At 48.2% G+C, this 17,706-nt stretch carries 15 protein-coding genes; 3 read left to right on the forward strand and 12 right to left on the reverse strand.

Annotated elements, in window-relative coordinates; translation table 11 throughout:
- Positions 1-65 precede the first annotated feature (65 nt).
- Positions 66-398, reverse strand: coding sequence for an antibiotic biosynthesis monooxygenase (locus tag HFE64_08365; protein MCI8633471.1), 333 nt, complete (start codon positions 396-398; stop codon positions 66-68).
- A 23-nt stretch (positions 399-421) separates the two neighbouring features.
- Positions 422-1,825, reverse strand: coding sequence for a magnesium transporter (gene mgtE, locus HFE64_08370; GenBank protein MCI8633472.1), 1,404 nt, complete (start codon positions 1,823-1,825; stop codon positions 422-424).
- A 1,228-nt stretch (positions 1,826-3,053) separates the two neighbouring features.
- Between mgtE and HFE64_08375 the strand changes: the two genes are divergently transcribed.
- Entirely contained in the window at positions 3,054-4,382 is a 1,329-nt protein-coding gene (locus HFE64_08375; protein MCI8633473.1) for an MATE family efflux transporter, read from the forward strand.
- 187 nt (positions 4,383-4,569) lie between these two features.
- Here HFE64_08375 and HFE64_08380 read toward each other — a convergent pair whose 3' ends face one another.
- The 6 genes from HFE64_08380 to HFE64_08405 all read right to left on the reverse strand — a co-directional run bounded on the left by HFE64_08380 (position 4,570) and on the right by HFE64_08405 (position 11,513).
- Entirely contained in the window at positions 4,570-5,073 is a 504-nt protein-coding gene (locus tag HFE64_08380) for a helix-turn-helix transcriptional regulator (protein ID MCI8633474.1), read from the reverse strand.
- A gap of 94 nt (positions 5,074-5,167) precedes the next feature.
- Positions 5,168-5,887 (reverse strand): NAD(P)H-dependent oxidoreductase, encoded by a 720-nt coding sequence (locus tag HFE64_08385; GenBank protein ID MCI8633475.1) that lies wholly within the window; start codon positions 5,885-5,887, stop codon positions 5,168-5,170.
- A 2-nt stretch (positions 5,888-5,889) separates the two neighbouring features.
- Positions 5,890-6,462: a TetR family transcriptional regulator gene (locus HFE64_08390; GenBank protein ID MCI8633476.1), complete on the reverse strand. Its 573-nt coding sequence runs from the start codon at positions 6,460-6,462 to the stop codon at positions 5,890-5,892.
- A gap of 72 nt (positions 6,463-6,534) precedes the next feature.
- Entirely contained in the window at positions 6,535-7,626 is a 1,092-nt protein-coding gene (locus HFE64_08395) for a zinc ribbon domain-containing protein (protein MCI8633477.1), read from the reverse strand.
- 197 nt (positions 7,627-7,823) lie between these two features.
- Positions 7,824-9,641: an ABC transporter ATP-binding protein gene (locus HFE64_08400; protein MCI8633478.1), complete on the reverse strand. Its 1,818-nt coding sequence runs from the start codon at positions 9,639-9,641 to the stop codon at positions 7,824-7,826.
- 3 nt (positions 9,642-9,644) lie between these two features.
- Positions 9,645-11,513: an ABC transporter ATP-binding protein gene (locus HFE64_08405; protein ID MCI8633479.1), complete on the reverse strand. Its 1,869-nt coding sequence runs from the start codon at positions 11,511-11,513 to the stop codon at positions 9,645-9,647.
- A gap of 177 nt (positions 11,514-11,690) precedes the next feature.
- Between HFE64_08405 and HFE64_08410 the strand changes: the two genes are divergently transcribed.
- Both HFE64_08410 and HFE64_08415 read left to right on the forward strand, forming a co-directional pair.
- Positions 11,691-12,515, forward strand: a complete 825-nt coding sequence (locus HFE64_08410) for a MerR family transcriptional regulator (GenBank protein MCI8633480.1) — start codon at positions 11,691-11,693, stop codon at positions 12,513-12,515.
- 39 nt (positions 12,516-12,554) lie between these two features.
- A complete protein-coding gene (locus HFE64_08415; protein ID MCI8633481.1) occupies positions 12,555-13,436 on the forward strand; it encodes a methionyl aminopeptidase in 882 nt (293 codons plus the stop codon).
- 441 nt (positions 13,437-13,877) lie between these two features.
- Here the strand turns inward: HFE64_08415 and HFE64_08420 are convergent, their stop codons facing one another.
- The 4 genes from HFE64_08420 to HFE64_08435 all read right to left on the reverse strand — a co-directional run bounded on the left by HFE64_08420 (position 13,878) and on the right by HFE64_08435 (position 17,672).
- Positions 13,878-14,621: an AAC(3) family N-acetyltransferase gene (locus tag HFE64_08420; protein ID MCI8633482.1), complete on the reverse strand. Its 744-nt coding sequence runs from the start codon at positions 14,619-14,621 to the stop codon at positions 13,878-13,880.
- Between the two features lie 51 nt (positions 14,622-14,672).
- Positions 14,673-15,587, reverse strand: coding sequence for a MerR family transcriptional regulator (locus HFE64_08425; protein ID MCI8633483.1), 915 nt, complete (start codon positions 15,585-15,587; stop codon positions 14,673-14,675).
- Between the two features lie 66 nt (positions 15,588-15,653).
- Positions 15,654-17,402, reverse strand: a complete 1,749-nt coding sequence (locus HFE64_08430) for an ABC transporter ATP-binding protein (GenBank protein MCI8633484.1) — start codon at positions 17,400-17,402, stop codon at positions 15,654-15,656.
- A gap of 36 nt (positions 17,403-17,438) precedes the next feature.
- A complete protein-coding gene (locus HFE64_08435; protein ID MCI8633485.1) occupies positions 17,439-17,672 on the reverse strand; it encodes a hypothetical protein in 234 nt (77 codons plus the stop codon).
- Positions 17,673-17,706: the final 34 nt, after the last annotated feature.

A 17,706-nucleotide genomic window follows, 5' to 3' on the forward strand; every position in this document is an offset into this window, starting at 1 on the left:
ATAGGCAATCAAAAACAGACAGAGAGGGTTCGGGTCTCTCTGTCTGTTTTTTGCTGTGAAATGGTTTATTCTTTGATAAAGGCCTTGTCCTGAACAGGGATGCCGCCTTCATCCGATATATATCGTTCAACCTTCATGTGAAGATCATATTTTTCACGCAGCCTTGCGATTTGGTCCATCATAGGCGATTTGTGGTGCAGGTCAATCGATGCCTGATCCTGCCAGCTGTCGATTAAAAGGACGGTTTCTGCATCCTCCAGCGGAAAAAAGTATTCATACCGGAGGTTCCCGGCTTCACGGCGAATATCGTTTACGATCCCGGTAGAGATCATCTCTTGAGCAAATTTTTGGGCGTTTCCATTTTGACCGCTATAATAAATGTTTATGGTAATGGGCATGGTGCCGACCTCCTTTAAAGTTTTTACAGGTGTAAGGTGTGAATGAGCAAAAGCCAGGCCAGGCCGTAATAGGTGACAACGGCTACGAGGTCGTTGATGGTCGTGATCAGCGGCCCGGAGGCAACGGCCGGATCAATATGCAGCCGCTTGAGCGCTAAAGGAATCACAGTGCCGGATACGCTGGAGATGAGCAGTGCAAGCAGCAGCGCAGTGCCGGTGCAGAAGGATACGGAGAAGGCAAAGACGGGCGTTTGGTTCTTGAATATCAGCAGGTATAGACCGATCAGCAGAAAAGAGAGGAGCCCAAGCACAAGGCCATTGGTGAGACCGATGCGGGCCTCCTTGCCGACGAGATAAAGCTTCTGCCTGCTGCTGATTTTTTCATCCATCAGTACACGGATGGTAACAGCAAGGGACTGCGTGCCTACATTTCCAGCCATGTCGAGGACAAGGGATTGGAAGCTGATGATGAGGGTCAAATGGGCGACTACGGTCTCAAACATGCCGACAACACTGGAGACAACAAGTCCAAGCCCCAGCAGAATCATAAGCCATGGAAGGCGCTTGCCAATGCTTTTGCGGAGGGGCTCATGCAGATCCTCCTCAGAGGAGAGACCGGCCAGCTTGGCGTAATCATCGCCCATCTCATCATCGACAAGCTGTGTGATGTCCTGTGATGTCAGGACGCCGATCAGGCGGTTATCCGCATCGAGCACAGGAATGGAATCCTCGGAGTAGTCTTTGATCTCTTCAATACAGTCTTCAATCTGCTCGCTGGCATACACATATGGATAAGATGTCATGATGATGGCGCTTAGCTCCGTGTTTTCGCGCGCAATGATCAGATCCTTCAGATCGATGGCGCCAAGCAGCGTTTCATCGGGCGTCACGACGTAGATCGTTGAGATATTGTCATTATCGGCGGCCTGATCGATGAGCTGGCGCATGGCCTGCCGCACGCTGATATCGGCATGAATGGAGATATAGTTGGTCGTCATCTTGCTTCCGATTTCATCCTCGTCGAAGGAGCTGAGCAGGGCAATCTCATGCTTTACCTCATCGTCCATGAGCTCGATGAACATGCGGCGGCTATCCTTTTCAAGCTGGCGCAGATAGTCAAGGGTGGTAGTGATCTCAAATTGGGAAAGGAGCTGGATGCGCCTGCGGATGCCAAGCTCATCCAAATAGGCATTGAGCTTTTCTGAATATTCTAATACACGCGCCAGCGTGGGAGTATCTAAAACGCGGTATAGCTTGGCGCGTTCTTCATGGGTGAGAAGCTCTAGGGAAGCGGCGATATCATTTTCATGATATACGATGATCTTCTCCTTTAAAAGGGCTGGTGTGAGATTGCTGCGCAGAATCTGCGCAATTTCGCTTTTATAATCGGGATGCTGTGCGAGCGCTAAGGTTTCATTGGTGTTCATTGTCCTGTTTACCTCCTTGAATGAGTATGGGATCAGATGGCCGCATACTTTTGGGCATACAGGCAAAAGGGCATAAAAATACCATTGCCGTTAAACCTAAGTATGCATAAAATCCATCTTTTGATGCGATGGTGCAGCGTGAGAAACAGGCAATGGTGTTAATATATTAAATGTTAGGCATGTACGGACAGTATCTGAACCGATTTTAGCGCCGTTATATGATATAAAAACACCCTGCCGCTACTTCGACTACTACTGCCGTCCATGATTTCACCTCACTTTTAATTTATGATGATACGTCAGTATATCATATTCTCATGGATTTGGCAATGCAGGAATACAGAACGCCTGTATTTGGGGTGAATGGCGAATGAACAGGGGATCTGAAGGACGACTTGAATGGGGATTTGAAGGACGACTTGAATGGGCGACTTGAATGGGCGGCTTGAATGGGGGGCGCTGCGCCGGGAGTGGCTGAAATTTGCGATATGGCGGAATTCTGGTCAGCTTTTTTTGAGCAGGTCCGTCCCTTGAGGAGTGCCGTAGCCCGTTGTCTTTTTCTGATATCTGTTTTTTAACGTACCTTAGTCCCATTTAGTAAGTTATCTATCTACTGTTTTTGTTAATATAACTGGGTAAATTACCGTCTTTCCCAGTTGCATTGATTTTGAGTCTCTATGATAACGTATGATTTAATACGTTAATTGGTTGTAAAACCGCTATGGTTAACGGTCTTAAAGGCCCCTTTGCACGTTAAAATGATCTCAAATTCTTTCTCTAAACTACCTAAGCATGTGACTGAGAATTTTCTGCCATGAATCGCTGGATTTTTTCAGCTAATTTCAAGTTTTCCACCATACACAGCTGAATTTATGATATAATATAGACACAGAACGACCGCAAGAATCCCGAAGGGATTTCTTGCCAAGTTCAGCGAGGAATGAGCTGAACTTATGATATAATAAAGGCGGCAAGGCAATTTAGGCTAATCGAGCCCCTGAGCCGCCTTCCAAGTTTGCCTTTGGCAAACTTGTGATATCGCCATGATATAATACAGACACAGGACGACCCAAGTTCAGCGAGGAACGAGCTGAACTTTTACCGCCGGGTAAGATGCAATGCGTCAAGTTTTCTATCGTTAGGCCTTTGAAGATAGAAAGCATTGGCGCTATTTTTATGATTCAAACAGAAGACGGCCATTTATACCGCTTCAGAATGGAGGAGCAGAATGAAACAACAATCTTGCAAGCCAATCTTTTTAAAATATACGATATTAAGCATATTGGGAACACTTGGTGTTTCGTGTTATATATTGGCGGATACCTTTTTTGTGTCAAAGGGGCTGGGCAGTCAAGGGCTTACAGCGCTTAACCTAGCGATACCCATTTATAATTTCATTCATGGTACAGGACTGATGCTGGGGATGGGCGGTGCCACAAAGTTTTCCATTTATCAAAGTCAGCATAGAAAAGAAGAGATGGATGAGATATATACCAACACCCTCTATCTTGCCCTTATATTTTCTGCGGTATTTGTCTTCACGGGGCTGTTTTTCTCCGAGCACTTGGCCAAAATGCTGGGAGCGGATCATTACACAGCAGGCATGACCGTTACGTATTTGAGATGGCTTTTGATTTTTGCGCCGGCGTTTATTCTGAATGATATTTTGCTTTGTTTTGTGAGAAATGATGACGGACCGCAGCTTTCCATGATGGCCATGCTGATTGGCAGCTTTTCCAATATAGGCCTAGACTATCTTTTCATTTTTCCCTGTCAGATGGGCATCTTTGGAGCCGTTTTTGCCACAGGACTTTCACCGATCATTAGTATGGCCATGATGCTGCCGCATTGGACAAAAAAGAAAAATACATTTCACCTTATGCGCAGCAGAATGAATACGCTGATGCTTAAGCATAGTATGTCGCTGGGGCTTCCCTCTTTAATCGCACAGCTTTCTTCCGGAGCGGTGATGATTGTTTTTAATAGATTGATTTTGAGGCTGGAGGGAAATATCGGGGTCGCAGCGTATGGCGTGATTGCCAATCTTTCGCTCGTGATTGTGGCGATATATACGGGGATCGCGCAGGGCGTTCAGCCCCTTCTCAGCCGTTTTTACGGGCAGAACGATACAAAACAGCTGCAAACCGTACAGGGATATGCGATGATTCTCATGTTGATAGTTTCGGTCATCTTATATGCGGCCAGTTTCATTTTTGCCGGCCCCATCGCCGCCGTCTTTAACAGCGAGAGGCAGGCGGCACTGCAGCAAATGGCGGAGATGGGCTTAAAGCTGTATTTTATTTCAAATGGATTTGCTGGCTATAACATTATTTTAGCCACCTATTTCACCTCCATCGAAAAGGCAAGGCCTGCACAGATTCTTTCAGTTCTGAGAGGATTTGTTGTGATACTTCCACTGGCTTTTTTAATGGCCGCGGTATGGAAAATGACAGGTATATGGCTTACCTACCCAGTGACAGAGGGAGTCGTGGCATTGGCGGGGATTATCGTATATAAACGGATAAAAAGAAAAGCTGACGCAGAGCACATGGCTTGACGATGGCCGTGCGACGGTTTTGATAGGCGCTCAGCGCCCAAAAGATCACGGCTCCCGGGGTCTATTCGGCGGTGCTGCGAGAACTTACAGAAGGAGCCGCCTTGCGGAACGATAAATTGGCACTACTATGATAAGAGAGAGGGAGTTTGGACGACTACGGTGGTATGTCATCTAAACTCCCTTTCTCTTATTTACGGATTAATAAAATACCGGCGAGTGCCCCTGTAAAAATGATGGGCGCTAAGCGGACAAACAGATATTCAAATGTGTGAAAGGCGGCGCCGAAAACGGCGGTTTCAGGATCATGATAATCCCAGCCTAGATAAGGGCTGTTTAATACAATCAGGGCTGAAAAAATTATGACGATAGCGGCACATAGCGCGATAAGCATCCAGTGAAGCGCATTTCTTTTGGCAGCCCTTTCTCGGGCAAGCTGCAGGTTGATCACTTCCAGTTTTTCAGAAATTGTTCTTACGTCATCCGCCTGCGGCACAGCAACTGTTTCACCAAGCAGTGTGCTGACAGGCGTTTCCAGCACCTCAGACAGGGAGATTAGCATATCCGAATCGGGAACCGACAATCCATTCTCCCACTTGGAGACGGTTTGCCGCACCACATTTAATTTGATAGCCAGTTCTTCCTGCGAAAGCCCTTTGGATTTTCGGATGGTCTTGATGTTTTGATTTAGCATTAGAATAACCTCTTTTCTTCAAATGTTACCGCCATTATAGGAAGAGTGAACCGTTGCGGCAAGCAACGCATAATAACATATGAAGTTTATCTGCCTATGGCCGCCATGGTCTGGCCTTGCCAAGCCAGCCCTGCTCCGCCCAATACCTTCCGTCGAGATAGGCTGGGTCATTTTTATGGAGTTTTTGCTGCATCAGACGGCCGACGAGGAACTTCGCTTTTGTAATCCCATTGGTGCGCGCAGGCTTGGCATAGTCTATCTGGGTAAATTTTTGAGACAGCTTTTGTATTTTTCTTGTCAGCGCTGTCCGCTTTTTTTCGGAAAGCTTTTCCCAGACAATATCGCTCATGAGGGCACCGGTGAAGACTACGATTTTAGAAATGCCCCACCAAGATAAGCTGTGCCTGATATCCTTGGCCGCAGATTTTGCTCCTGCGCCTAAACACTGCGTAATGATGATGGCTCGTTTTCCAAACATCTCAGGAGCAGGGCGGTGTGGTATCCAGCGGTAGGCAAAATGGTCGAGAAATGCTTTCATGGCTCCCGTAGTATGAAATACATAGGCAGGAGAGGTCATGACAATCAAGTCCGCCTCCAAAAGGGATTGTTCTATTTCTGCGATGTATGCGGCGCCCTTGCAGCTATGTTCACCGTTTATGATACAGCTTACACAGCCGCTGCAAAAATGAGGGCAATCCCTTGGTAGATCGTATTCCGTAATGGTCGCTTTATCCCTAAACGCTGCTAAAAATATCTCTTTCAGCTGATAGGTCACGCCGCGTTTTTCCGTTCCGTTTATAACCGTTATGTTCATCCTTACACCTCCAAAAGATCATGCAGGAACTCGGCATGCCATAGCCTGCGGGCTTCCTTCTGTCTTAAATCGATCGCAAGCATCACCGATGCTGCATGGCAGCGAAGAAATGTCTGCTGCATAACTGAGATCAGGTAAAAGGTTTTTCTTTTTACAGTGTCTTCGTTCCAGTCGGGACGGCAGGCGGCAACAAGCGGAAGATAGGCAGCGTAGGTTCTGTACGTATTGTCATTTGGCTTTGGCTGCTTCATATCGGTCAGCATTGAAATTTTGGAAATGGTATAATGCGCAAACAGATAATCAAGAGTCATATTGCCGAGATATTCCAATTTCTTAAAAGGGGTAAAACATTCTGTTTCTTCTTGGATCTCCTGAAACTGTAAAACAATCTTATTGACTATACGCTCAACGCATACTTCAAGGAGCCTGTCCTTATTTCCAAAATGATAATTCACAAGGCCTAAGCCGACACCGGCATTTTTGCATATCTCGCGGACGGTAATGGTTTCCAGCGCCTCGCCTCTTTCCTCAATGAGTGCAATCGTTGCCTGTATAATGCTTTCTTTATGATCCATATATACATCCTCCTGAACAATGTTCAAATCCATTATATTGAACAATGTTCAAAGAGTCAAGGAAGTAGTGAATCATTCTTGGGGATTTAATCGATATAGGTTTGCTTTTCTCTGCATTTCCTTTGAACTTTCCAGTCCATTGATTTGTGTGGTACCAATATCTGTAAGAAAAGTTTGAAGAGAGAATGTTTCTTTTACTTCTCCTTGATGATTATACTCTGTAACATTAAGGGTGCAGGCATATAGTAGATCATCCTGAATCGTAAAATTGATATCAAGACCATAAGTTCCATAACAAAATTCTTCATAAAAATCTTCGAGTTCATCTGAACTTAGTATAGGTGATATACAGGTAATAAATTGAGGCCAGAAGTCACTATATCGGTCAATGCTAAACAAAACCTGTTCTATGTTTTCTTTTTCCACGATGCGGGATTTGCAGGCGTTTTCTATAAATTCCTTGTTTTGAAACAGTTCTTGAAGATGTTCTATTACTTCTGCAATATCTGTATTAGAATGGCTGAACTTTTTCTCTTCTGTAATGATAGTCTCTATATCATCTAAATAAGATCGATCATCTAAAATAAATTTTCCAATAGCATTGATTAAGTAATACTCTCTGAAATAATGATACCACATCCATTCTTGATCGTTTTCCCATTGGTTGTCATAGTAATCCTCCCCAAATAATGCTTCAGAATGCTTGGGATTTGAGGAGCTTAGGAAGAAACTATACTCATTTGTATAGTCTAAATAGACGAGGTATGTATCATAGTCGAACGCAAAATGATCGTCAGGAGTATAGTCTACGGAAAACTTCTTTGAATTGATATTATAACCATCTGCAATATCCATAAAAACGGTGAAGTCATTTTCTTCTAATGTGTTTTGTATTGCAGATATAACACGGTTAAGGGGAGTATTTCTTTCAATTGCGTTTATAATGCAAAAACTGGTGGCTACAATTACTACAGGTAGAATAAGGGTTAATAATAAAGGAATGATTTTTCGGTGTTTTTTGCCGGCAGGCGCAGCTGTAGCAATGGATGAAGCAGACCGAGTTTTTTCAGGAATTGGTGAAGCAGTCGATAAAACTGCCTGTCCACATACGTTGCAGAATTTCGCATTATCCAGCAGCTGAGTGCCGCAATGTTGGCAAAACATAGGTTTGTTCCTCCTATTCAAATACTAATTATATATAATTCAGTATATATAATCCAGTTTCTACAGCAAGAGAAAAGTTCCTTAAAGATAGAGTTAGTATAAAAGAGAGCCATATAAAATAAATCCCCCGCCTCACTGATCAGCATACCACCGTAGCTGTCAGTGAGGCGGGGGATTATCTCAGTGGGGCGTATTATTTAAAAACTATTTAAGCTCTCTTCCTGGAACTGCCGCGTGTACAGGTTATAATAGTATCCATGCGCGCGGAGCAGGTCTTCATGCTTACCGGATTCAATGATTTTACCATCTTTTACAACAAGGATTACATCGGCCTGGCGGATCGTAGAAAGGCGGTGGGCAATCACAAAGGAAGTGCGCCCCTTCATCAGGTGCTCGATGGCATCCTGAATCAGCTTTTCCGTCACCGTGTCGATGGACGAGGTGGCCTCATCGAGTACGAAAATCCGTGGATCAGCCAAAATAGCCCGGGCGAACGACAGCAGCTGTTTTTCTCCTGTGGAGAGAAGATCACCGCCTTCGCCCACATTGCTGTCGTAGCCGTTTTCCATACGGGCGATCACGCCGTCCGCCGATACGCTCTTGACAGCGGCCTCGATCTCCTCCATGGTCGCATCGGGGCGGCCGTAAAGCAGGTTTTCCTTCACCGTGCCGGAGAACAGATGGGGCGACTGCAGCACATATCCGATGTTGCTGTGCAGCCACAGCTGTGAACGCTCGCGGGCGTCGCGGCCGTCGATCAGGATCTGGCCGGAGGTGGGCTCGAAGAAGCGGCACACCAGATTGACCAAAGTGGACTTGCCCGCGCCGGTCTCGCCGACGATGGCCACATTGGTGCCCTGCGGAACCTTCAGATTGAAGTGCTCCAGCACATATTCGTCGCCGTCCGGATATTTAAACGAAACATCCTTAAATTCAATATCGCCGTGCAGCGGCTCCCAGTTTTCGCGCTTCGGCTCAAAGCTGTCGCCGTATTTTTCCAGCACCTCCGGCGTGTCCGCCACATCGGATTCCGTCTCCATCAGGCGGGTAAAGCGCTCTACATTGACCTGCACGGTAATCAGATCAGAGATCGCACGTACGATCCACTGAATCGGATCCATCAGATTCAGCGCATAGGACATGAACACCGAGAGCGTACCCAGCTCCATCACGCCCTCCATGGTGATGATACCGCCGCGCCACAGCACGAGCGCCAGCGCCAAAAAGGATGAGAAAGAAATCATGGTTACAAACAGCGCGCGGAATCTGGCAGCGCGCACCGAAGTGTGCGTCATCTGGCGGCTGGTTTCGTTAAAGCCATCTTCCATCTTGCTTTCAACAACCAGCGTTTTGGTAGTTTTAGCACCGGTAATGCCCTCATTGAAGTTACCGGTAATGCGCGAATTGATCTCGCGGATCTTACGGTTGAGGGCTACTAGCTTTTTCTGGAAAAAGGCCGCCGCCAAGGCGGTAAGAGGGACGATGACCAGCACCATGAGGGCCAGCTTGACATTGATCGAAAGCATGACCACAATGGCGCCGATAATGTAAGAGAGGTTCCATACGCCGTCCATCAGGCTCCAGGATACCAGACCGCCGATGCGGGAGGTATCGCTCATCACGCGGGCATGGATATAGCCTACGCTGTTCTGATTAAAATAGGAAAAGGATAGCGTCTGCAGATGATTAAAGCTCTCGCGGCGCATATCGCGCGAGACATACATCTCGATCTGACCGGCCTGATAGCTGGAGACCGTATTGCCGGCTACCTGCATCAGCAGGATGAAAACATAGGCGATGATAAAGCCAGGTAAGCTGTCCAGCGTGCCTAAAGCGATGAAATGATTCAGGGAGTAGCGCTGAAACAATGGAATGACAATATCGATAATGCCAGCCAGCAGGCAAAGCAGCACCATACTGATGATAATACGGCGGTAGGGCTTTAAGTAGGGAAATAACTTATTAATGCCAAAATAGGGTAAGGAGACATACTCTTGCTTCTGTGTTTCTTTCATATATTACACCTCCTTGCGAGAGTCGGTTGAAGAAGCCAAAATGGCCTCGTCAATCTGCATTTGCATATCATAGATGCGGCGGTAGATTCCGTTTTTCTCCATGAGCTCCTGATGGGAGCCCATTTCGGCAATGCGGCCCTGATCCATGACCATAATGCATTCCGCCTGCATCAGCGTAGTTACGCGGTGGGAAATTAAAATGACAGTGGAATCGCCCAGATTGCTCCGCAGCGCCTGACGGATCTTGGCATCTGTTTCAGAATCCACAGCCGATAAAGAATCATCAAATACCATGATGGGTGCCTTCTGCGTGAGCATGCGCGCGATCGCGGTACGCTGCTTCTGGCCGCCGGAGAGGGTAACGCCTCGCTCGCCGACAATGGTATCGTATCCATTGGTAAATTCTTCGATGGCATCATCCACGCAGGCGATCTGTGCGGCGCGGTGAATTTCCTCCATTGACATATCACGATGAGTGATGCCGATATTTTCCGCAATCGTGCGTGAAAACAGGAAGGGCTCCTGCAGCACCATACCGATATTTTTACGCAGATGCTTCGCCTGAATATCGGTGATATTGATGCCGTTAACCGTGATCTTTCCGCCGTTTTCAGGCAGTTCATAAAGACGGTTGAGCAGGTGCATCAGGGTGGATTTACCAGATCCGGTAGAGCCTAAAATACCAAAGGTTGTGCCCTGCGGGATGGAAAAGCTGACATCGTCGATGATCTTAACATTTGAATCGTAGCCAAAGCTGACATGGTCAAATACGATGTCGCCGTGCATATCCGGCGTGCCGGCCGTAGGCTTATCTTCCTCAGCGGGGGAGTTCATAATGTATAGGATACGTTCCACTGAAACGCCTGCTTTACTCATCTCGGAGATCACACGCCCTAGCTGGCGCACCGGCCAGATGAGCATGGAATTATACGATAGGAAGGCGATGAACTCGCCTGTGCTGAGCGTGCCCTGCACGCAGAAAACGGAACCTAACACCAAAATCAGCATGACCTGCAGGCCGGAGATCAGATCGCCGGCGCCCCAGAAGGCGGACATGAGCTTCATCAGGGAAACCCATAGATTGGTGTAATAATGGTTCTGCTTTTCAAAGCGGTCCTTTTCAAATTTCTCCCGGCCGAAGGCATGCACGACGCGTACGCCGGTCAGGTTTTCCTGTGCAATGGTGGACAGGATGCCTTCGTTTTCGTCGCATTCCAAAAAGTGATTTCCGATTTTAGAATGGAAAAATGCAGAGTAGCTGACGATGATCGGAATGCTGACGACGGCGATGACAGACAGCCGGACGTCCATGGAGAACATAAAGAACAGGGAAAGCGCCATCAGAATGACGATACGAATAATGGATATGAGCTGCTCAGCGACAAAGATTTTGACGCGCTCGACGTCGGAGGTGCAGCGCTGGATGATGTCGCCGGTCTGATTGTTCATATGCCAGGAGAACGGCAGCTTCTGAATGTGTGCAAAGAGCTGCTCTCTCATGGACTGCATGAGCATTTCAGAGCCCTTGGAGTTCATCAGGTTGTTCGCGTAGCGGCACAGCACAGCCAGCAGCGCGATGCCGACGATGACGAGGGCGATGATGCCCAGATGCTCTCTGAAATAGGGGGCGCCGCCCCAATCCTCTAACAGGCGGGTGATGGGCGCCGGAAACGAAAAGGGTTCGCTGCCGATGACAGAATCCACGGTAGAACGAATGATCTGCGGCAGAATCATTTCCAGAAGCGTTACGCCGAATGCCGCCAGAATACTGAATATGAAAAAGTGCAGATTGCCGTGCAAAAAGTGGATAATCAAAGAAGATTTGGTGTATCTTTGATCGATAGTTTTTTTCATGTTTTTAAACCTCCTCATTGATTATTTTCATGTTACAAGCTATAATAAATAGCGGAGTCATAAGCGCAGAAGTCATCCCAAAACGATATTTTAAACTATTGGGTAACCCCATAGTCAAGCTAGAGCTAAAAATGGTTGGGATAATACTGGAAAATCCGAAAGCTTTGAGAAATCGCACAGTCAGCAGGAGGCATAATGGACGAGAAGAAATATTATACCAGCGGAGAATTTGCCAAGATGTGCCTTACAACGAAGGAGACGCTGCGGCATTATGATGAAATTGGCATTCTGCATCCGGCTTATATTGGCGAGAATGGATACCGGTATTATACGACCGGTCAGTTTTTTGATTATGATTTAATTATTACGCTGCAGGAAGCGGGCTGTTCTCTGGCGGAAATCAAGAGCTACATGGAGCATTATGAGGCTCAGGATTTTCTGGCGATGATGAAGGAAAAGGCCAAACAGCTGGAAAAAGAAAAGCGTAAAATTGAAAGTATGCAAAAACTTATTCAAAACTCAATCAAATCCACGGAATACGCGCTTACTGAGGAGTATTATAAACCGCGGCTTGTGAGTTGTGAAGAGGAATATTTGATTACAATTAAAGTCGAACATGGTGAAACGCTTACGCTTACCGAAGAGGTGGAGCGGATCCGGGATCATTTCCTGCATCTGGAAAAGCGGGATCTGTGGGAGGAGTATTCGATCGGCTCTATCATTCTGCAGGAGACGCTGGAGCAGGGAAAGTGCTATGAGAGCTATTATTATACGAGGATTCACAGCCGGAAGGAGGATGAGCGCCTCTGGATTAAGCCGGCGGGGCAGTATGTGACGATGCTGCACAAGGGCTCTTATAGCCAGCTGATTGAATCGTATAAAATCATGAAGGAATTTATCAGAGAAAACGGACTGCGCATTTGCGGCAATTCGTATGAGTATGATATGGTCAGTTATCTGGCGACGCAGAAGATGAAGGATTATGTCATCCAAATCTCAATCGAGGTCTGTCCGCAGTAAGACGGAAATTTTTTGCCTGCCTGGCAGGCGCGATGTTAAATGGAGGAAGCTATGAAATTAAATCCAAATGATGTGTGCTGGTGCGGAAGCGGCCGCAAGTATAAAAAGTGCCATATGGCGATGGATGAGCAGATGGCGATTTATCGGGACCGGGGCTGCCTGGTGCCGGATCGCCGGCTTTTGAAGACGCCGGAGCAGCTGGAGGGGCTGCGCGCGAGCGCGAAGGTGAACGTGGCGGTGCTGGACGCTGTCGCGGCGGAGATCCATGCGGGCATGAGCACGGAGGAGATCGACCGGCTGGTGTACCGGGTGACGACGGAGATGGGCGGCGTGCCGGCGCCGCTGGGATATGAGGGCTTTCCGAAGAGTGTGTGCACCTCGGTGAATGAAGAGGTGTGCCACGGGATTCCGGCGGAGGACCGGATCCTGCAGGAGGGCGACATTGTGAATGTGGATGTGTCTACGATTCTGGACGGGTACTATTCGGATTCGTCACGGATGTTCTGCATTGGCGAGGTGGATGAGAAGAAGCGCCGGCTGGTGGATGTGACGAAGGAGTGCGTGGAGCTTGGACTGGCACAGGTAAAGCCTTGGGGATTTCTGGGTGATGTGGGTGCGGCAGTGCATGCGCATGCGAAGAAAAATGGCTATAGTGTGGTGCGGGAGATTGGCGGTCATGGGATCGGGCTGGAGTTTCATGAGGATCCTTGGGTGAGCTTTGTGACGAAGGAAAACACGGGGATGCTGCTGGTGCCGGGACTGACCTTTACGATTGAGCCGATGGTGAATATGGGCCGGTCAGCGATCTACTGCGATGAGGAGAATGGCTGGACGATCTATACGAAGGATCACAAGCCGTCTGCGCAGTGGGAGATCATGGTGACTGTGACGGAGACGGGATACGAAGTGCTGGCCTGGTAAGGCGGGTATGCACTGCCTGCAATATAATGCTAAGAAGAAAAGAACCCCCAAAAGTCTGGCGGACGGGAAGGTCCGGGCTTTTGGGGGTTTTGTGTATGGGCTTTTGCATGTCGGTGGGAGCCCAAGAACTGCCGTCACCAGCATGCACACTAGTGCATTGCATGTCAGTAGGAGCCTAAATATCGCGGCCATCAGCATGTAAACTGGCACATTGCATGCCGGTAGGAACCCAAGCATCGCCGTCACCGGCATGTAAACCAGCACATTGCATGCCGATAGGAGCCTAAGTATCGCCGCCATCAGCATGCAAACTGGCACATTGCATGCCGGTAGGAGGGCAAGCATCGCCGCCATCAGCATGCAAACCAGCACATTGCATGCCGATAGGAGCCTAAGCATCGCCGTCATCGGCATGCAGACCAGCAAGTATGAAAATTTGTATCAAATATACGACGAAATATCGGTGACAAAGGCATACGGCTCGCAGCGCATTTTATACACGGCCGCGGCAAGGAGCGCCCGCGTATCGATCAGATAGGCGTTAGCCGCCAGCAATTTGCCCTTGCGCAGGTCCGGCTCCTCCAGCAACTCCTCGATGCGCTGAAATTCAGCGCCCCAGCCAAAATCATGGCCGCCGATGTATTCACGCTTTTCACCGTCCACCATATAGGTAGCAGGGAATTCGGGACGGATATAAGGAGGTTTTACTAAATCCTCAATGCCGTGCATGAAGGTGCATTTGTCCAGAATGTCGCCGATGAAAAGCAGCTTTCCTTTATAAAGAGGCAGCAGCATAAAGGGCGAGCGTGGGCCCACTGCTGTTTGGTCCATGGCGTGCCGCACGGTTAGCGTATGGGCAAGGCGGCCTTTGGCGCATACGGAATGCGTGGGGTGAAGGCTGCGCTCTGTGCCGGGGCGCTGCATAAACACAGTTGGCAGCAGACCGATGCAGGGCAGCGTTTTAGCACTTTCAAATACCGGATGCTCTGTATTTACCGTTTCATAGGTCAGTGCCGGCATCAGCAGGGTACCGTCTTCACCTAAAACCTCTTCTAAGGCATCGATGATGGCATCGGGCGTAGCGTTGGTGCCAAGCGCTTTCATAGAAGAATGTACCAACAAAGTGTCTCCGGCACATACGCCAAGCTGGCGCAGATCCTTTTTAAATTGTGTGATGTCTGTCATTTCAGTCAATCCTCCTAAAATTTGAAAACTAGGAAGAAAGGCAGTAAAGGCTTATCTTGGCTGAATGGGCAGCAGAAGATCGATTTTTCCATCGATTCCATCGGGGGGCCATCCCTTATGCGAGGCATATACCCAGTTCAGATGCTCCTCCAGAAACTGACCGACATGGTCGATCTGGTATCTTGGATGACGCTCAGCCCATGCCTTCAGAAATTCCCATTCATGAAAATCAGGAAAGTCAATGGTATAGGCAGCATACAGGCCGCCGGCAAAATATTTTTTAGAAAAGGACGAAGGCACACATAGATTCTCCGGAATACTGACCCAGTTCGCATAGGTATGAAGGTCGTTATGATCGCCGGAAGAAGGCGAAATGCCAAAGAGCCGGGCATCCGGCTTTTTTTCATAGAGCCTCTCATGGCAGATAAACTGATCCATCACGTTACCGACGCTTTCCTCCGGACTTTCGCTGGTTTCCTGATAGGAAGCGACCCAAAGAGGGGGCAGCAGTATCATGCGGATATGCTGTTCTTTTTCAGACAGAATCAAAGGAGAAGCCGCTGCCAGATGATGCTTTTCCAGCGGGAGAGATCCTGCCAGGGCGCTTACTGCCTCCGGCAGCCAGTCATCCCCGCTTTCCCTCTGCAGAGCCAGGCTGTGCAGCGCCTTTTCTATCAGCTGCAGGAGCGCAATGTTCTGCCGGACTTCTAGCAGATGTTCCTGCAAAAGTGCCGTAGCCGCCGCCCGGTCTCCATCTAGTATGCCCTTAATCTTTTTTAATGGAATTCGTAGCTTGCGCAGTAAAATAATTTGCCGAATCCGCCGAACCGTATCTTCATCATACACACGATAGGCATAGTTTTCCCGGTGCATACTCTGAATCAATCCCATCTGCTCATAATAGCGGAGCATGCGCGGTGAGATGTGCTGCTCTTTGGAAACCTCACTGATCGTGCGATAAGCCATTACCTTACCTCCTTGCAGTCAGATCATAGAGGACGACATCGTGTCAGAGTCAAGAGGTATTTCTAATTATTCTCTAAACTGGTACTGATACAAATTGGCGTACATGCCGTTAGCCGCCAGCAGCTCATCATGCGTACCGCGCTCCTGGATGCCCTCCGGCGTAATCACAATGATTTCATCGGCATTCTTAATCGTCGAAAGGCGGTGCGCCACCACTAGACTGGTCCGTCCCTTCGCCAGCTGCTCCAAAGAAGCCTGAATCAGCATCTCCGTTGCATTATCCAGCGCGCTGGTGGCCTCATCCAGAATCAGAATCGACGGGTTTTTCAGGAATACGCGCGCGATCGAGATCCGCTGCTTCTGGCCGCCCGAAAGTTTAATGCCGCGCTCGCCCACATTTGTATCATAGCCATCCTCCATCGTCATGATATAATCATGAATGTTGGCCTTCTTCGCCGCCTCGACGATCTCCTCATCGCTGGCATCCAGATTGCCATAAGCAATATTTTCGCGGATAGTACCGTTAAACAAAAATACATCCTGCGCCACCATGCCAATATTGCGGCGGAGGCTTTCACGCGAAAGCGTGGTAATATCCTGCTCATCAATGAAAATGCTGCCGGCATTCAGCTCATAAAAACGCGGGATCAAATGGCAGAGCGTGGTTTTTCCGCCGCCCGAGGGGCCAACCAGGGCCACGGTTTTGCCCTTCTCAATATTCATGGAGAGGTGATCAATCACCATGTGGTTCCCATCGTCCGGAGCGTCGCTGTCTTCTGTATAGCTGAAGCTTACATCTTTAAATTCGATATGCCCCTCAAGGCGGTCGACAGTATGAGCCTGGGGCGCATCCTCTTCCTCTTGAACGCTCATGATTTCTTCAAAGCGCTGCAGGCCCGTCATGCCGTTTTGCAGCTGCTCAAACAGGGCGATCAGCTGGTTGATGGGCTTGAGGAAAATGTTAATATAGAGCAAAAAGGCAGCATATTCACCGGCATTGATTTTACCGTAAAACAGGAACAGGCCGCCGGACACCAGCGCAACCAGATATAAAAGATCGGTGAGCAGACCGGTGCCGGAATGGAAAAAGGCCATCATCTTATAGGAGCGGCCGCGTGCCTTCTTAAAGCGTTCATTGGCTACGGCAAATTTGTCGTTTTCATGACTCTCCGCAGTATAGGCGCGGCTGACGCGGATACCGGCCAGACTGGTTTCGAGGTTGGAGTTCACCTCACCGATCTCAACGCGCGACTGCAAAAAGGCGTCGTTCATATGGCGCTGCATTTTTACGGCATAAAATACAATAAAAGGAATTACAATGAAAATGATCAGCGTCAGCCATAAATTGATGGAGGCCAGCATAATGAAGGAGCCAGTCAGCATAATCGAGGACAGAAGCAGGCCCTCAGGACCATGATGTGCGAGCTCAGCAATCTCCATAAGGTCGTTGACAAGGCGGGACATGACAGTACCGGTTTTGTTTTCATCATAAAAAGAAAAAGGAAGCTTTTGTAGATGCCGGAACATATCGCGGCGCATATCGCCCTGAATGCGGACGCCCACCACATGCCCCCAATACTGTATGTAAAAGTTGAGCAGGCATTTGAGCACATAGATGCCCAGCAGCGCGCCGGCCCAGATTAAAATAAACCGCAGCGAATCGCGGTAGACATAATCATTGATAATATTTTTAGCAATCATTGGATAAAACAGATCGCACACCGCTACGATGAGCGAGCACAGCATATCGATGTAAAAGAGCCTGCGGTGCGGCTTGTAATAGGAGATTAGTTTTTTAAAGACATTTCGTTTCATGGAGTATGATCCTTTCTGATTTTCTTCCCAAATATTTTAAAATAGTTTTGAAAAGTTGTCAAGCAAGGAGAAAGATAAAAGAAGCTTTGAGATTGGGAGTTGGTTTTCTGTGCCGGGCCTGATGGCTGGCGCTGGTTTCCCCTTCTTGCGTCGCCGATGCTTAGCGATTGTTTGCACTTGCACCGTCAATGGCTGAAATTGAAAATATAGCTGAAGCTTTTCCGCTATTCTGATTTTTTCCTCCATACCCAGTAGAATTTTTTCCACCATACGACTGCTTAGAGGCTGCTCATGACGGGCAATT

Source organism: Lachnospiraceae bacterium, from assembly GCA_022794035.1.
Lineage (GTDB): Bacteria > Bacillota > Clostridia > Lachnospirales > Bianqueaceae > CALWPV01.

Excerpts from the sequence above, each read along its gene's own strand:
- HFE64_08365 (MCI8633471.1), bottom strand. The coding sequence starts at position 398 with ATGCCCATTACCATAAACATTTATTATAGCGGTCAAAATGGAAACGCC.
- mgtE (MCI8633472.1), bottom strand. The coding sequence starts at position 1,825 with ATGAACACCAATGAAACCTTAGCGCTCGCACAGCATCCCGATTATAAA.
- HFE64_08375 (MCI8633473.1), top strand. The coding sequence starts at position 3,054 with ATGAAACAACAATCTTGCAAGCCAATCTTTTTAAAATATACGATATTA.
- HFE64_08380 (MCI8633474.1), bottom strand. The coding sequence starts at position 5,073 with ATGCTAAATCAAAACATCAAGACCATCCGAAAATCCAAAGGGCTTTCG.
- HFE64_08385 (MCI8633475.1), bottom strand. The coding sequence starts at position 5,887 with ATGAACATAACGGTTATAAACGGAACGGAAAAACGCGGCGTGACCTAT.
- HFE64_08390 (MCI8633476.1), bottom strand. The coding sequence starts at position 6,462 with ATGGATCATAAAGAAAGCATTATACAGGCAACGATTGCACTCATTGAG.
- HFE64_08395 (MCI8633477.1), bottom strand. The coding sequence starts at position 7,626 with ATGTTTTGCCAACATTGCGGCACTCAGCTGCTGGATAATGCGAAATTC.
- HFE64_08400 (MCI8633478.1), bottom strand. The coding sequence starts at position 9,641 with ATGAAAGAAACACAGAAGCAAGAGTATGTCTCCTTACCCTATTTTGGC.
- HFE64_08405 (MCI8633479.1), bottom strand. The coding sequence starts at position 11,513 with ATGAGGAGGTTTAAAAACATGAAAAAAACTATCGATCAAAGATACACC.
- HFE64_08410 (MCI8633480.1), top strand. The coding sequence starts at position 11,691 with ATGGACGAGAAGAAATATTATACCAGCGGAGAATTTGCCAAGATGTGC.
- HFE64_08415 (MCI8633481.1), top strand. The coding sequence starts at position 12,555 with ATGGAGGAAGCTATGAAATTAAATCCAAATGATGTGTGCTGGTGCGGA.
- HFE64_08420 (MCI8633482.1), bottom strand. The coding sequence starts at position 14,621 with ATGACAGACATCACACAATTTAAAAAGGATCTGCGCCAGCTTGGCGTA.
- HFE64_08425 (MCI8633483.1), bottom strand. The coding sequence starts at position 15,587 with ATGGCTTATCGCACGATCAGTGAGGTTTCCAAAGAGCAGCACATCTCA.
- HFE64_08430 (MCI8633484.1), bottom strand. The coding sequence starts at position 17,402 with ATGAAACGAAATGTCTTTAAAAAACTAATCTCCTATTACAAGCCGCAC.
- HFE64_08435 (MCI8633485.1), bottom strand. The coding sequence starts at position 17,672 with ATGGTGGAAAAAATTCTACTGGGTATGGAGGAAAAAATCAGAATAGCG.